Genomic DNA, 15,738 nt, shown 5'->3' with positions numbered 1-15,738 from the left:
ACCGTGGAACAGATTGACACGGCTTTTTTTCCTCTCGAGGACCCTCCTGGCACCCCCTGGGGGGTGAACCCTCCCGGCTCGGCCCCGCCCGCCGGGGGTGAGCGCTACCACCTGAACTGGCCCGGGCGGATTGAGGCGTTGCGCCGGTCCCGGGAGTCAACCGACAGGGTTCTCCGGCCCCGGCGCGAGGAGAGTTTTCTCTTTGACCAGGCCCGGAACATGGTGATTCAGGAGGAACCGCTGGGGGCTTTCAAAATGCTTCAGGAGAGCCTTCTGGAACAGGTGGCGGTGATCTCCCTCTCCCTGCCTGCTCCCCCGGCGGAGCCGGAGCGTCAGGGCCAGAACCATTCGGCCTGGCTCTCAGAGGCCTATCCGCTGTTCCGGCTTGCCTGGAACCTCCTGCAGGATCGGGGGCTCCTTCGGGTTGTCCTCCCCCCGGGAGAGGAGATTCCGCTTCTCTGTGTGCTGGACGAACTCTTTGGCGAGGAACAGCGGCTTTTCTCCTGGGGCGAGGGGGCCGGTCCCGGAAGGACCGTGAGGTATTGCAAAAACGCTGCGGCCGGTACCACCGCAGAAAGCCCCTGGCAGGACAGGCAGGGCTGTTTCCTTGCCCTGGCCGATCCGGAAGATCCCCTGAAAACGATGGAAGAGGTCCTGGCACGAAACGGCCAGGACCAGGGCCAGAGGTCGTTTGTTCTGATCGTTCCCCCGGAGGATTCGGGGCACCCCGAGGATTCAGGGCTCTTGGAGCAGGTGCGGGCACTGGAGATACCCTTCCGGCTACTCCGGGGCGACAGCGCTACCCGGGAGATCCCCTGCGTGCAGGACGATGACGAGCTCCAGCAAGACCTTCCTCTCCAGATCGACCGGATCAAGCCCGGGAGAACCCCCGAGGACCTCCTCTTTCATGCGCTTTTGAGCTGTGGCATTTCCCCGGGAATCCCGCTGGAGCGGCAGGTCCTGGCCGGAGGAACCCTCTTTTGTGCCGGCCATAATCGGCTTGTTGCCTGGTTTGGTCATACTCTGACCGATCGGATCCTGAAAGAAATCCTTCGGCGTCGCCCCGGGGTCGCGGTCTTCCGGGAGAGTGCCTGCGCCGGGAACGAAGAGAAGCAGGCCCTGGAACGGTTTCTCCGGGAGTCCTCGCCGGGTACGGTGGCAGGCTATCTATGATTCCATCGGTCTTTCTTGAAGAACCGCACCACCGGGAGGCACTGGACGCATTGATAGGCGGTGCCGAGACCTCGAGTCGTATTGCCCTGGAGATGGAGCGGGGAACGGGCAGTACCTATTGCGCCGTGCGATTCATCTTCGAACTACACCGACGGCGAGGCCAGCGAACCTTTGTCGTTCTGGTTCCCTCGCAAGAGCTAAAAGAGAAGGTTCTGGATACTCTGAAGCGCTCGGCGGATCATCTCTGCGCGATCTATCATCGCAGGCTCCGGTTTTTTGGATATGCTCCCCGAGAGATGCACCGTATTCAGGCCTTCGCTCTTGAGGGGGGAGTTTCCGTGATGGTGGCAACTGTCCAGGATATTTCGTCGTCCCGCAGGGACCATCGGCAGCTGTCTCAGGTGCAGGACCGGTTTCAGTCGCGCAGCGCTTTGGAGGTGATTCAGGCCACCCGTCCGGTGGTGTTCTTCAAGGAGCCGCACCAGAAAAGTGCCCGGCGGGTGCGGGCTGTTCTGGAGGTGCTGCATCCCTCCCTGGAGGTTCTGATCTCATCGCTTCATCGCGAGGCCCTGCGGCCGGTCTACCGTCTGGATGGGCAGGCTGCCCGGGACAGGGGGCTCCTGAAACCGCTGGAGGTGGTCCAGGCTCGGGAGGCCTGCTGGTCGGCCCGGATCAGCAGGGTGATCGAGATCCATCTGCGGCGTGAGCAGGAACTCTTTTACCGGGGGGTAAAGGTCCTGTCCCTGATTTTTCTGGACGATACAGGCCTGTATTTCGACCCCCGGGATCCCCGGGAGATGGGGCCCTGCCTGCTTTTTTTCCAAGAGGAATACCGGCGGCAACGCGATTCTCTCCTGGAGAAGATGGAGAGCCACGACCCCTACGGGCTGTACCTTCGGTCTCTGGCCACGGACGATACGGCCCGGGGCTACTTTCCCCGCGATCCCAGGAGCGGTCTCTGGATGAACCCGAAACCACGAAAGGGGGGGCTCTCGGCTACGCCGGGTTGCACTGACGAAGGGGTGCTGAAGGAGATTCTCCGGGACCGGCAGGGGCTCTCGTCCCTGGACGAGCCGGGCCGGTTTCTTTTTACTCACGGCACGCTTCGCGAGGGGTGGGATCACCCCAATATCTTTGTCATCACCCGGATCAGCCGGATCGGCGTGATCAGTCGGCTCGGACCGGAGGCGGCCCCTCTCTCCCGGCGCGATGAGGCCCGGTGCGGCTGGGGCCGCGCTGTGGACCAGGAGGGGGTTCCCCGTTTGTATCCGGCCTCGCCCTTGAGCCTGGTGGTGGTGCCCGGCGAGAGACCCTACCAGTCGTAGCCGGTTCCTTCCATGGTGTAGGCCGGGCCCAGTTCGATAAAGGTCATGACCCGGCCCTCGCTGTTCACGGCCGTTCCGATGTGAAGCGCTCCCAGGATGGTGTTCAGGGCCAGTCCCGCGTGAAGGCCCCAGCGGTAATCGGCGTCTTCCCGGAACGTCTCGGGCTGTTCCGAATGAATTCCCCCGTACTGACCACCCGCCACCAGATAGATCCGGTCGCCCACACCCAGGGGGAGCCGCCCCACGGCAAGGCGCCCGTCGGCCCCGGCCACGGCAAAATGGCGGGCCTGAAGCTCGTGGTAGTAGTAGCCGTACCAGTTCTCCACCCCGCCCAGAAAGAAACGCTCGTAGACAGCCGCACCCGTGGAGGAATCGGACCCTCCGCGGGCAAGCATCTGGAGGGTGACGTGCCGCAGGGGCGTCCAGTAGCGTCGGGCCGAGAGCGTGCCCAGGTGAACAAACTTCTCTTGTTCTTCGTCCCAGTGGATTCGGTGGGCGATGCGTGTCTCCGATCCGCGCCGGGGAAAGAGGTCCCGATCCAGCGTGTCCCGGTCGAACTCGAATCGGCCGCCGTAGCGGGCGCTTCCCTCAAAGTCGAACTCATCGATACGGCTGCCCTCGAGGCGCTGCAAGGTGAGCCACTCGGCAAAAGCGGCGGCCCGGAACTGCCAGTTCTTGCTGATCCTGGCGGAGACCCCCAGCTCGGCGCCGAAGCGCCGCCGCAGATAGAAGGATTCCACCGATCGGCCATCGTAGAAGGGCATATTCTCCGCCAGAGCGTAGACGGCGGGGGTGATAAAAAACCAGGGAGTAACAGGTCGCTCCAGGGCTGCCCGAAGGCTGGTGCTGCGTGCGAGCCAGCCCTCCAGGATCCATCGGGGGGCGCCGTCGCCGGGATCGTAGGTGTAGCGCAGGTGGGTCATGGCCATGCCCAGGGAGTTTTCGATCAACTGGCCCCGCAACCCCACCCCCACAGAGAGGGACGAGCTGGGAATCTCTTCGGGTGAGGCCAGGATCATCACCTCGGACCCACCCGTCACATCGTAGGAGATGGAACGGAAAAGCCCCGTGTGGTAGAGCCCGTAGACCGCCTCCTGAAGTCCGCTCACGGTGGTCTCGGTCCCGGCAAGAGATTCGACAAGTTCCTCCAGAAGCAGATAGGCTCCCGGGTTGAACTGGCGGGTCGACTCCAGGATGATGGGGGGCACTTCGTAGCGCGCCGAGCCTATCCGCAGTGGTTGATCAGCTTCGGGCCGGCTGGTCAGAGGTTCTGGAAAACCCCGGGTCTTGCGAATCTCCAGGGCGAGTTGCTCAAGCTCGTCCCACTGGTTTTGAGCCGCCTCGCGGCCCCGTTGAATCAGCAGCGAAGCCTGGGAGAAATCGGCGGGACCCAGCCCTTCCACGTCGGGACTGATTATCAGATCCGAGAGAGCCAGGTGCTCGTCGAGCATCTCCTTGCGCATGATCAGCATGGATTGATCCAGAATATTGCTGATCGAGCGCAGTTCCTCGGGTTTGTTCCGCATGGCGCTGAGGTTCACGGTGATCACGATATCGGCACCCAGGTTGCGTGCCACATCCACGGGAACGTTGTTGATGATTCCCCCGTCCACCAGATAGCGTCCCTGATAATAGACGGGGTTAAACGCTCCGGGCACGGAAAAGCTGGCCCGGATCGCCGTTTTCAGGTCTCCCTCGGTGAAGACCACCTGTTCTCCCGTCAGCAAATCAGCAGCAACAATGGCAAGTTGCCGGGGAAGATCCAGAAAGGAATCGGTCAGGGCCTGGGCGCGAAGAAGATCGTCCAGGTATTCCACCACCCTCTGGGCGCTGGACATTCCCGAGGGCAGGAGCAACTCGCCCTCGCGAAACTTGATTGATCCCCGGAAAGCCCGGCGCTGTCGACGGTCGGTGTAGCCCAGCTGAAGCCGGTCGGGGGCGTCAAAGAGAACTTCGTTCCAGTCGGTGGTTTCGGTGATTGCCACCATCTGGTCTGCCCGATAGCCTGCAGCGTAGAAGGCCCCCACGATGCTGCCGATACTGGTGCCCGCCACGATATCCACGGGGATTCCCAGGGCCTCGATCGCCTCCAGGACACCCACATGGGCAAAGCCCAGGGCTCCTCCTCCTGCCAGAACCACCGCCACGGTGGGGCGGGGTGGTTCCGACGCCTTCGCCGGGGAAGCGGAAAAAAAACCGATCAAGAGGCCGATTGCAAGAATTCGGCATAGCACGGGCTGGTTCATGGTACCTCCAAATCTATCGCAACGGCCGGGGAAGGTAAACGTAACGGGGGCCGTTATGATACACTCTTCCCATGGAGAGTTCCCTGTCTACCCTTATTGTACCACCCGGGTACCGACCCCTTCTGGATCCTCGTCACACCGAACGGGCAATCCAGAAGATCAAGGAGGCCTTTCAGACCAGTCTGGCCTACGAGCTGAACCTGGTCCGCGTCACAGCACCCCTCTTTGTGCGCGCCCACCAGGGGATCAACGACGATTTGAACGGCGTTGAGCGTCCTGTGCGGTTCCAGGTGGGAGGCCTGGGCAACGAAGAGGCCGAGATCGTTCAGTCCCTGGCCAAATGGAAGCGTCTTGCCCTGGCTGACCTGGGATTTTCCCCGGGGGAAGGGCTCTACGCTGATATGAACGCCGTCCGTCCCGACGATACCATGGACAACATCCACTCCCTCTATGTGGATCAGTGGGATTGGGAGCTGGCGCTGGAGCCCGAAGAACGAACCCGGGCCACGCTGGAGCGGGTTGTCCGGACGGTCTACGATGTCATCCGCCGAACCGAGCGCTACATCTGTCACGAGTATGAGGAGCTTCTCCCGGAGTTGCCACGGGAGATCACGATTGTTCACGCCCTGGACCTGGCCCGGCGCTATCCCGGGCTTTCTCCCAAGGAACGGGAACTCCAGCTCTGCCGTGACCACGGTGCAGTCTTTATCATGGGAATCGGAGCTCCCCTGGGAGACCTCCCCCCCCACGACGGACGCGCCCCCGACTACGACGACTGGACCACCGAGATCGAACCGGGCTATCGGGGCCTCAACGGAGATATCCTGGTCTACGATGCGGTCCTGGATATTCCCCTGGAGCTCTCCTCCATGGGAATCAGGGTGGACCCGGCGGCGCTGGAGCGGCAGCTCGAGATATCGGGAGCCACCGATCGGCGGGAGCTCTATTTTCACCGGCGACTTCTGGCAGGAGAACTGCCGGCCTCGATCGGTGGGGGGATCGGTCAGTCCCGGCTCTGCATGTTTTATCTGCGCAAGGCCCACATAGGTGAGATCCAATCGGGGCTCTGGCCCCGGGAGATGGCTCGGGCCTGCCAGGAGGCGGGAATACCCTTGCTATAAAGGCGACGAAGAGCCTTGCAAGAACCCCCGGGGAGGTTCAGAATTGGAATGGTGAGAACAGCACGAACTCTTTCACCGGGCAGGATCCTCCTGGTCCTGATCATTCAGGCGCTCTTCTGGAATGGTCCGACCCTGTCGGCCCGGACGCCCCGACAGTTTCGGATATCCCTGGAAAACGCCCCGAGCCACGTCCAGGTCCTGGCGGTCCAGGAGTTTGCCCGACGCCTGCGAAACGAGACGGAGGGTGCCATCGCAGCCGAGGTCTTTCCCTCGGGGGAGCTTTTTCGCGACAGCGACGTTGTTGAGGCGCTTCACCGGGGTGCCCTGGAGATGGGCGTTCCCGGAACGTGGCAGCTTGACCGGTTTGTGCCGGACGTAGCGGTTTTTCTGCTCCCGGAGTTTTTTGGGCGAGACCTCGCGGTTGTTCATCATCACGCCGATGGCCCCCTGGGAGCAGCGATAAATCGCCGCCTTGAGGCTCGCCTGCCTGTGGTGGTTCCCGGACGCTGGTTTGACCTGGGTCACGGGCACCTCTTTTTCCGCCAGGGCCCGGTGCAGAACTACGCCGACCTGCAGGGCCAGGTGATCCGCGTTGCCGGGGGGCTTGCCAACGAGCTGCGCATTGCCGAGCTGGGGGCTCAGCCGGTAACCATCGCCTGGGGGGAAGTGCCCCGACGGCTGGAACGGGGCCAAATGGACGGGCTTCTGACCACCTTCGAGACGGTACGCTCCGGGCGGCTTTGGGAACGGGGCGTTCAGTTTGCCCTGGAGGATTTCCAGTACATGCCCCAGTATATCCCCCTGGTGAGCCGGCGGGTCTGGGAATCTTTTACTGCCGAAGAGCAAGACCTTTTTCGCACTCTCTGGGAGGAAGAGGTGCAAAAGCAGCGGCGCGCCGCCGCCGAAGCCCAGGAAGCGGCCCGGCGGGAGCTGGTCCGCCAGGGGGTTCGAATCCATCGGGTGAATCACGACGAGCAGGAACGGGCCCGTCGTCTTCTGCTGGAGGCACAACCCGATTTTGTCCGCCGTCTGGGGATAGACCCGGCTCTTCTGGAGATTTTGCAGGAGTCGCCGCGCGGGCCTGATCGTTCGAGAATGCCATGAAAAAAACCCCCGGGACAGATACATCCAGAAGGAACCCGAAGCGAGGCAGAAAAACCCGCCAGCCCCCCGACGTACGTCTTGGTCTGGGTGTTTTTATCGGTGCCGTGGTTGCGGTGGTGCTCTTTGTCGCGGTGGATCTGACCCTGAGCCATCGCAGGGCAGTGAACCAGGCCGAGGAGCTGGCCCTTATTCAGGTGCAGCTGGTGGAGCAAATCCTGACGAACTGCCTTGCGGAGGTTCGCACCGGCCTTGCTGCAGCGGCCCGGGAAATGGATATCCGTCACCGGGCCGGTCTGGAGGTCTCTGATGATCGGGTCCTCCAGGGGCTCCTGGAGGAGCATTTTCTTTTCCTTGAGGCCGTGGCCAACGCCGCTGTCTATGATGTCCAGGAACGTCGCCAGGTGGTCTTGCGTCGCACCGAGCCGGTTCCCCCCGAGGAATGTCTTCTCTGTCCAGCCTTTGGCGCATCCCATCGTCTTGCTCTGCCCGGTGCTCCCGCAGAAGGGCTCCTCTGGTTTTCCCATCGCAGCGAGGAAGGAGTGGTTCTGAAGGCGGTGGTGCGGGAATCGTACCTGACCAGGAATCTTCAAATGATTCTGGGTGACACCATGGGCGGGGTCCTCTTTTCCCGCCAGGGCGAGGTGGTGGCCCAATGGGGAGATCCCCGGGGCTACGCTGCGGCGGTGCGGGCAGAAGAGCGGCAGGGCGTGGATCAGGCCCTCTTCAGCCGCCGTCGGGAGGGCCATCTGGTGGCGGTCATCCGAACCAGAGGGGTTCCCCTGGATGTGGCGGTGGTGCTCTGCCCCAAGTTTTTCCTGGGGCAGTGGCGCTCCAGGGTGGTGGTGCTTCTGCTGGTTTCGCTGATCGCTCTCTCCGCCCTGGGGTGGTTCCTGCGGGCCATTCACCGCAGGGCGGCCCAGGTATGGGAGTCTCGAGAGGCCAAAGCGCTGGCCCGGGAGCGGGAAATCCAGATCCGGGAGACCCATCATCGGGTAAAGAACCATTTGACGGTGATCGACAGTATTCTCTCTCTGCAGGCCTCCAGAACCCCGAACCCCGAGATACAGGTGCTTTTGCAGGATCTGCGCGGCCGGGTTACGGCGATCTCGCTGATCCATTCCATGCTTTACCAAAGTGAAGAACTGGGAAGAGTCCTGTTTCCGGATTACTGCCGCTCCCTGATACGGTATATCTGCCAGGCCTACGAGGCCGAAGGAAAAGCGGCAACGCTCTGCCTGGATATAGAAGAGATGCATCTTCCTCTGGAGGTGGTCAAACCCCTGGGGTTGATCATTCAGGAACTGGTGGTGAACGCTTTCAAATATGCCGGGGATTCTCCGGAGTTTTCGATCACACTTCATTTTGGTCAGGAAGAACCCGGCTCGGAGGACCAGTCCCGGCTTTTTCTGCTTGTAGCCGACAACGGCCCCGGCTTTCCCGATGATTTTACCCCCCGAGAGGGGGATTCCCTGGGAATGCTCCTTGTGCAAGCCCTGGTGGACGATCTGGAGGGAGAGATGATTCAGTGGAATCAGGAGGGAGCGCACACAAAAATCAGTTTTTCTCTCCCGTAGCACACCTTTTTCCGGTATACTCCAAGAGTCATGGAACAGGACGAGGTTCTATCGGTATACGGAGCGCTTCACGACACGGGAGCGCTGAAGCAGCTTGAGGAGTACCGTAACAAAGCAGACCGGCTCCAGCAGCTGGTAAACCAGTCGGTGGAACTCTTCACCAAGCGCACCGAGGAGGACCTGGTCTCCTACGTAGTATCGTCCCTGCTTCAGGCCTTTGTTCCTCGTCATGTGGCGGTGTTTCTGGATCCCCTGGAATACAACGCCCCCGTAAAGACCCTCTATTACCGAAACCTGAAACCGGAAGATCCCCCGGTGACGCTGACCTCAATAGAATGGCTGGGGCCGGTCCTGGACGCATCCCAGGAGGCAGTCGCTTTCGAAGCGGTGCTGGCCTCGGCACCTCGTGAGGCGGAGCAGCTTCGTCCCCTGGACCCGGAGCTGATCGTTCCCCTGCTGGGGCTCAACGGTCTCTACGGGGTAGTGGTTATCGGGACGCGTATTCTGGACGAAGCCTACACAGAGGAAGAGCTGAAATACATCAACCAGTTCTTTGTCTTTGCCTCCATCGGCCTCCAGAACATTCTTCACTACGTCAGCGCCGTAACAGACTACAAGACCCGTCTTTACAACCATTCCTTCTTCAACCAGCGTCTGATGGAAGAAATCCACAAGGTCCGGCGCTACGGAGCGCGCTTTGCCCTTCTGGAGATTGATATCGACCATTTCAAGCGGCTGAACGACACCTACGGCCATCTGGCGGGCGACGAGGTGCTCTATCAGTTTTCCCGGATTCTGGAATCCTCGGTGCGGACCGAGGACGTGGTCTCCCGGTACGGAGGGGAAGAGTTCCTGGCTCTCCTGGTGGAATGCCCGCCCCGGGATACCCAGGCCGTGGCTGAACGGATACGCCGTTCGGCAGAGGAGCGGGTTTTCTCCTTCCGGGGCGAGGAAATCCGCATGACCGTGAGTGTGGGTGTAACCTATTGCTGCTGTGCGATCATGGAGGAACCGGCCGATGTGATCGCCCGGGCTGACTTTGCTCTGTATGAGGCGAAGGAGCGGGGCCGGAACCAGGTGCAGACCTGTCGCCCCGGCCTTCTGGGGATTGCCCGCCGCCGGCGCCTGACCCGGGAGGCCGCAGCCGGTTGCCAGGGGGCCTGACAAGCAGGCCCCGGCAAAGCGGACACCAGGGGATCAGACAAACACAGCCAGGAGGATTCCCGCCGCAACGGCAGATCCGATAACCCCGGCCACGTTGGGACCCATGGCGTGCATCATCAGGAAGTTCCTGGGGTTTGATTCCAGCCCCACCTTGTTCACCACCCGGGCAGCCATGGGCACCGCCGAAACGCCCGCAGCGCCAATCAAGGGGTTCACGGGAACCCGCGAGACCTTGTTCATGAGCTGCGCCAGAAGTACCCCGGTCATGGTGCCAATCGCGAAAGCCACCAGTCCCAGGATCACGATTCCCAGGGTCTCGATCCGCAGGAACATGGCCGCTTCAAGCTTGGACCCTACCACCAGCCCCAGAAGAATGGTCACGGTGTCTATGAACGGCCCCTGGAGGGTCTTGGAGAGCCGGTCGGCCACGCCCGATTCTTTCACCAGGTTGCCGAACATGAGCGCACCAATCAGGGGCGTCGCCGTGGGCAGCAGGAGGATACACAGAGCTAGAGTGAGGAGGGGAAAAATAATTTTCTCCACCTTGGAAACCTCCCGGAGCTGTTTCATCACGATCTTGCGTTGCTCCGGGGTGGTGAAGGCCCGCATAATGGGTGGCTGGATGATCGGCACCAGCGCCATATAGCTGTAGGCCGCCACTGCGATGGCCCCTACCAGATCAGGCGAAAGCTGGGAGGAGAGGAAGATCGCCGTGGGTCCGTCGGCACCGCCGATGATCCCGATCGAGGCTGCATCCTGGAGAGAGAAATCAAACCCGGCGTAGACACTCAACGCAACAGCTCCCAGAACGGTAGCAAAAATGCCAAACTGGGCCGCCGCGCCCAGAAGGGCCGTGCGGGGGTTTGCAATGAGCGGTCCAAAATCGGTCATGGCCCCCACACCCATAAAGATAAGGAGGGGGAAGATACCCGTATCGAGGCCCACCATGCTGATCATTCCCAGGAATCCCTCGGGGCCGGCGATCGCCGCCACGGGCACGTTGGCCAGGATGCCCCCGAAGCCGATGGGAAGCAGGAGCAGAGGCTCGAAGTTCTTTGCCACGGCCAGGTAGATCAGAACCAGGCTGACGGCGATCATTGCAAGCTGGCCTCCTGTGAAGGCCACCAGACCGGTGGCCTGCCAGAGGCTGTAAACAGACTGTGAAAAATCCATGGACTACGCTCCTCAGGATGCGGCGGGGTTAATGGTGAGCAATTTCTGATCTGCCACCACGTGGTCGCCGTCGGAAACCTCGATGGAACCTACCACACCAGCTACCTCGGCCTCGACGTTCATCTCCATCTTCATGCTCTCCATGAGCATCACGGGCTGACCCGCCGAGACGGAGTCTCCTGCCCGGACCAGAGCCTTCAGAACGACCCCCGGCATGGGAGCGGTAACCGCCACAGCCTCGCCCGTGGTTGCCGCAGCGCCGCCGCCGGAGGATGTGCCGCTTCCGGAGGACGACTCCTGCTCCACCTTGAAGGGATAACTCGTGCCATTCACCGTGGCCGTTCCACCCTGAACCTTTACGGTATAGCGCTCGCCCTCGAGGGTGACCGTGTAGGTGCCGTCACCGCCTCCCGGGGAGCCCTCGGGGGCTGCCACTGCGGCAGGGGCCTCGTTCTTGCGAACCTGAAGCTTGCCCTCGCCTTTGAGGAAGGCGATTCCCCGGTCCTTGCAGGTGGCGGCAATAAAGACGTTTTCGTCGGTAATCTCGAGACCCGCCTCTTTCAGGGCAGCCTCAGCCGGGGCGCGCCCCTTTTTGGGGTCCCGGTCGTTGAGAATGCGGGGGCTCTCGGTGGTGGGCTCCATCTGAAGCTGATCCCGGGCGATCCCGACGATTTCCGGATCCGGCGTTGTGGGGGTCTTGCCGTAGTAGCCCAGAACCATGTGGCCGTAGCCCTCGGCGATCTTTGCCCAGGGACCAAACATGACGTTGTTAAAGGCCTGCTGAAAGTAGAACTGGGAAACAGGAGTAACCGACGTGGCAAAACCACCCCGGGCAACAACCTCGCGCATGGCATCGATCACATCAGGAAAGCGATCCAGCACGTTGTGGTCGCGCATCATCTGGGTATTCGCCGTGAGGGCACCACCGGGCATGGGCGAGAAGGGGATCAGGGGCTCCACGGCCAGCGCCTCGGGGGGCATGAAGTACTCCTTCATGCAGTCCTTGAAGACCTCTTCCGCCTCCAGAACCTTGTCTATATCAATATCCAGGTCAAAGTCGGTACCCCGCAGGGCGTGCCACATCACCATGACATCGGGCTGGGCCGTCCCTCCCGACACAGGAGCCATGGAAAGATCGATCCCGTCCACACCCGCCTCCAGGGCCGCCTTGTAGGTGAGGGTCGCCGTTCCCGCCGTATCGTGGGTATGAAACCGGGTTGGAACATCTTGGGGCAGGCGCTTTTTGGCCAGCTTGATTGTCTCGTAGACCACCTTGGGTGTGGCCGTCCCGGAAGCATCCTTGAAAACCAGGGAATGGAAGGGAATCCCGGCCTTCAGAATCTGCTGGAGCGTCTTGTCGTAGAACTCTGCCGTGTGAGCGCCCGAGAGCCCCGGGGGAAGCCCCATGAGGGTAATGGCGATCTCGTGCTGAAGCCCGGCCTCCTCGATACAGCGGCCGCTGTAGTCCAGGTTATCCACATCGTTCAGGGCGTCAAAGTTGCGGATCGTGGTGATCCCGTGCTTCTTGAACAGCTCGGCATGGAGCTTGATCATATCGCTGGGCTGGCTTTCCAGCCCCACCACGTTGATTCCCCGGGCCAGGGTCTGGAGGTTGGCATCGGGCCCCGCCGCCTCGCGGCAGGCATCCATCATCTCGAAGGCATCCTCGTTGCAGTAAAAGTAGAGCGACTGAAAGCGGGCGCCTCCACCCACCTCGAAGTGTCGAAGGCCGGCTCGAGAGGCAGCCTCCAGGGCGGGAATAAAGTCTTTCGTCAGAACCCGGGCCCCGTAGACCGACTGGAATCCGTCCCGGAAGGCGGTAATCATTACATCGATTTTCTTCATGAAAGGTTCCTTATGAGTGGTTCTTGCGGGCTGCCACAACTGCCAGCACGGCAGCGGTCCGCTCCTGTGCGGCGGCGGCAGAAGATCGAAGCGAGAAGCGTTGTACGATTGAAGTCATCACGGTCATGAGCATGACCAAAAGGATAAGAAACACAAAGACAACGCTCATTCCAATAATCATGAGCTGTACACCGTCCATCAGCATAGTGTGGGTCTCCTTACACGTTCTGCTTGGTTATTTCAGGTCTCGCTAGTTATAACAGCCTTCGATGCAAAATTGCAAACCAAAGAGCAGATTATTTTATTTCTTCGATAGATTTATTTTTCCTCCTTTTTGATCCTCATTGGGTATCATATTTACTTCAATTGATACCATATTGACTTTCATTTAAAACAAATATATGATTGAATTCATACGAGCAGGAGGATCTCATGGAAGCGGCGATACGAGAGAGCGGGAAAACCCACCGGATAGCGACCCTGCGGGAGCGGGTGCTCCAGGCACGGCCTGAAATCTGCCTGGAACGGGCCCGGTGCTACACCCGGGTGTATCAGGATTTTTCCCGGGAACCGGTGATGATCCGCCGTGCCCTGGCCCTGAAAAAGACCCTCTCGGATATGACCATCTTCATAGAAGGGGACACCCTGCTGGCGGGCAACCATTCCTCGCAGCTCCGGGCGGCCCCGATCTTCCCGGAATACGCCGTGGAATGGATCGAGCAGGAGATCGACCAGTTTGACCAGCGGCCGGGAGACCGCTTTTATCTGGCCTCGGAGGCAGACCAGGCCAGGGAAAAGCGGGAGGAACTGCTGGAAATCTGCCGGTTCTGGCGGGGAAAAACCACCCTGGACCGGGGCCGGGCCCTCATGGCGCCCCATCTGCGAGAGATCCACGAAGCGGGAATCATCCGGGCCGAGGGAAACCTCACCTCCGGTGATGCCCACATCGCGGTGAATAACGAGAAGATCCTGGCTATCGGCCTGGGGGGATACCTGGAACGGGTTACTTCCCGCCGCCGGGACTGCGATCTTGCCACCCGGGAAGGCCTTGCCCGGGATCAGTTCTTTCGCGCCCTGGAACTATCCCTGGAGGCGTTCCGGGGGTTCATACTCCGCTACGCAGACCTGGCAGCGGAGTTGCTCCAGGATGGAACAATCACGCCCCGGCGTCGGGAGGACCTTCAGCGGATCCGCGAAACCTGTCAGTTTATAGCGGTGAACCCTCCCCGAACCTTCTACGAGGCGGTGCACCTCACCTGGTTCGTACAGCTGGTGCTTCAGATCGAGAGTAACGGTCATTCCCTCTCCCTGGGGCGCATGGACCAGTATCTCTATCCCTTCTATAAGGCCGACCGTGAAGCGGGACGCATCCAGGAGGACGAGGCCCGGGAGCTGCTGGAAAACCTCTGGGTCAAGCTGCTCTCGGTCAACAAGATCCGCTCCTGGTCGCACACGCGCTATTCCGCCGGAAGCCCTCTCTACCAGAACGTCACCATCGGCGGTCAGAACCCGGACGGAACAGACGCTGTGAACGATCTGAGCTATCTGATCCTGCGCTCCGTGGCAGCCACGCGCCTGACCCAGCCCAACCTCTCGGTCCGGTTTCATCGGGCCATGAGCCAGGATTTTCTCCAGGAGTGTCTCCGGGTGGTAAGCCTGGGTTTTGGAATGCCCGCCTTCAACAACGACGAGGTGGTAATCCCCTCCTTTATTGACCTGGGCGTCTCCCGGGAGGACGCGTACAACTATTCCGCCATCGGCTGCATCGAGGTGGCCGTTCCCGGCACGTGGGGATACCGGTGCACGGGAAAACACTTCATCAACTTTGCCCGGGTCTTTCTGGCGGCCCTGCGGGACGGCCTGGACACCATGTCGGGGACACGTTTCTTCCCCGGACGGGGCCGGCTCGAGGACTTTACCTCCTTCGACCAGGTCATGGAGGCCTGGAAGCACCAGATCAGCCACTACGCCCGGGCCGGTGTGGCCATCGATACGGCGATCGACACCGTTCTGGAGGAGGATGCCCCGGACCTGCTCTGCTCGGCCTTTGTAGACGACTGTATCGGCCGGGGAAAGACGATCCACCAGGGCGGCTCGATCTATGATTTTGTCTCGGGCCTCCAGGTGGGGATCGCCAACCTGGGCAACTCCCTGGCGGCGATCCGCAAACTGGTCTTTCAGGATAAAACCATCTCTGCCGAGGACCTCATGGAGCATCTGGGCAGCAACTTTGCCGGTGTCCAGGGCGAGGCCGTGCGGCGGCATCTGCTTATGGGTGCCCCCAAGTTCGGCAACGATGAAGACGAGGTGGACCTCCTGCTGGCTCGGGCCTACGGGATGTACCTGGACGAACTTGAACAGTACCGGACCATTCGGGACGGCCGGGGCCCCATCGGCTGCCGCTACTACGGAGGAACCTCCAGTATCTCGGCCAACGTTCCCTCGGGCGCGGTGGTTCCCGCCACACCCGACGGACGCCTGGCCTTCACGCCCCTTGCCGAAGGGGCATCTCCCTCGGCCGGGACAGACCTGAAGGGACCCACAGCGGTGTTTCAGTCCATAGCCAAGCTTCCCACGGAAAAAATCCTGGGAGGAGTTCTGCTGAACCAGAAAGTCCCGCCGTTGCTCTTTGAAGATCCCTCGGCGCGACTCAAGCTGGAACACCTGCTGAGAACCTTTTTTGGCGAGCTCAAGGGGTGGCATGTGCAGTATAACGTGGTGGATCGCGCCACGCTTCTGGCCGCCCAGGAAAACCCCGAAGCCCACCGGGATCTGATTGTCCGGGTCGCGGGCTATTCGGCCTTCTTCACAACCCTGTCCCGGGAAGCCCAGGAGGATATCATCGCCCGAACCGAGCAGGCCCTCTGAACAACGGGAACCGTGAAAAAGAGCGTCTCCCGGGAGGAAAAAACTGGATATCCGGCAGGTTTACTGATACCTTTTCCCCAGCGGTAAAATCGCACACTTCGGTATGCCCACGCCCTTTCGCGTGGGCATACTGGTATTCGGGCTG

11 protein-coding genes are annotated in these 15,738 nt (G+C 61.2%); 7 read left to right on the top strand and 4 right to left on the bottom strand.

Going from position 1 to position 15,738, the window contains the following annotated elements:
• Nucleotides 1-3: 3 nt before the first annotated feature.
• Both BW950_RS03930 and BW950_RS03925 read left to right on the top strand, forming a co-directional pair.
• Nucleotides 4-1,173: a site-specific DNA-methyltransferase gene (locus BW950_RS03930; RefSeq protein ID WP_076487995.1), complete on the top strand. Its 1,170-nt coding sequence runs from the start codon at nucleotides 4-6 to the stop codon at nucleotides 1,171-1,173.
• Nucleotides 1,170-2,498, top strand: coding sequence for a DEAD/DEAH box helicase family protein (locus BW950_RS03925; RefSeq protein ID WP_076487994.1), 1,329 nt, complete (start codon nucleotides 1,170-1,172; stop codon nucleotides 2,496-2,498). The genes BW950_RS03930 and BW950_RS03925 overlap by 4 nt, the downstream gene beginning before the upstream one ends.
• Here the strand turns inward: BW950_RS03925 and BW950_RS03920 are convergent.
• Nucleotides 2,486-4,744 (bottom strand): patatin-like phospholipase family protein, encoded by a 2,259-nt coding sequence (locus BW950_RS03920; RefSeq protein ID WP_083943700.1) that lies wholly within the window; start codon nucleotides 4,742-4,744, stop codon nucleotides 2,486-2,488. The genes BW950_RS03925 and BW950_RS03920 overlap by 13 nt on opposite strands.
• Nucleotides 4,745-4,815: 71 nt before the next feature.
• On the opposite strand from BW950_RS03920, the gene asnA reads away from it, so the two are divergent.
• From asnA to BW950_RS03900, 4 genes are read left to right on the top strand one after another with little or no spacing between them, the layout of a single operon-like run.
• Complete coding sequence (asnA, locus tag BW950_RS03915; RefSeq protein WP_200796784.1) at nucleotides 4,816-5,865, top strand: aspartate--ammonia ligase; 1,050 nt, start codon at nucleotides 4,816-4,818, stop codon at nucleotides 5,863-5,865.
• 48 nt (nucleotides 5,866-5,913) lie between these two features.
• Nucleotides 5,914-6,969, top strand: coding sequence for a TRAP transporter substrate-binding protein DctP (gene dctP, locus BW950_RS03910; protein WP_083943699.1), 1,056 nt, complete (start codon nucleotides 5,914-5,916; stop codon nucleotides 6,967-6,969).
• The gene (locus tag BW950_RS03905; RefSeq protein WP_076487992.1) at nucleotides 6,966-8,543 is read left to right on the top strand and encodes a sensor histidine kinase; all 1,578 of its coding nucleotides are present in this window, start codon (nucleotides 6,966-6,968) and stop codon (nucleotides 8,541-8,543) included. The genes dctP and BW950_RS03905 overlap by 4 nt, the downstream gene beginning before the upstream one ends.
• A gap of 30 nt (nucleotides 8,544-8,573) precedes the next feature.
• Complete coding sequence (locus BW950_RS03900; RefSeq protein ID WP_076487991.1) at nucleotides 8,574-9,707, top strand: GGDEF domain-containing protein; 1,134 nt, start codon at nucleotides 8,574-8,576, stop codon at nucleotides 9,705-9,707.
• A gap of 33 nt (nucleotides 9,708-9,740) precedes the next feature.
• On the opposite strand, the gene BW950_RS03895 is transcribed toward BW950_RS03900, so the two are convergent.
• Genes BW950_RS03895 through BW950_RS03885 form a run of 3 tightly spaced genes read right to left on the bottom strand, consistent with a single transcriptional unit; the run spans nucleotide 9,741 to nucleotide 12,930 of the window.
• Nucleotides 9,741-10,880 carry a sodium ion-translocating decarboxylase subunit beta gene (locus BW950_RS03895; protein WP_076487990.1) on the bottom strand — a complete coding sequence of 380 codons (1,140 nt, stop codon included), beginning with the start codon at nucleotides 10,878-10,880 and terminating at the stop codon, nucleotides 9,741-9,743.
• A gap of 12 nt (nucleotides 10,881-10,892) precedes the next feature.
• Complete coding sequence (locus tag BW950_RS03890; RefSeq protein WP_076487989.1) at nucleotides 10,893-12,725, bottom strand: biotin/lipoyl-containing protein; 1,833 nt, start codon at nucleotides 12,723-12,725, stop codon at nucleotides 10,893-10,895.
• A gap of 10 nt (nucleotides 12,726-12,735) precedes the next feature.
• Nucleotides 12,736-12,930 carry an OadG family protein gene (locus BW950_RS03885; protein WP_076487988.1) on the bottom strand — a complete coding sequence of 65 codons (195 nt, stop codon included), beginning with the start codon at nucleotides 12,928-12,930 and terminating at the stop codon, nucleotides 12,736-12,738.
• A gap of 227 nt (nucleotides 12,931-13,157) precedes the next feature.
• Here BW950_RS03885 and BW950_RS03880 point away from each other — a divergent pair, with 227 nt between their 5' ends.
• Entirely contained in the window at nucleotides 13,158-15,593 is a 2,436-nt protein-coding gene (locus tag BW950_RS03880; RefSeq protein WP_076487987.1) for a glycyl radical protein, read from the top strand.
• Nucleotides 15,594-15,738: the final 145 nt, after the last annotated feature.

Source organism: Alkalispirochaeta americana (assembly GCF_900156105.1).
GTDB lineage: Bacteria > Spirochaetota > Spirochaetia > DSM-27196 > Alkalispirochaetaceae > Alkalispirochaeta > Alkalispirochaeta americana.
Note: the sequence above shows the minus strand (reverse complement) of the source record. Positions and strands in the feature narration are given on the sequence as shown.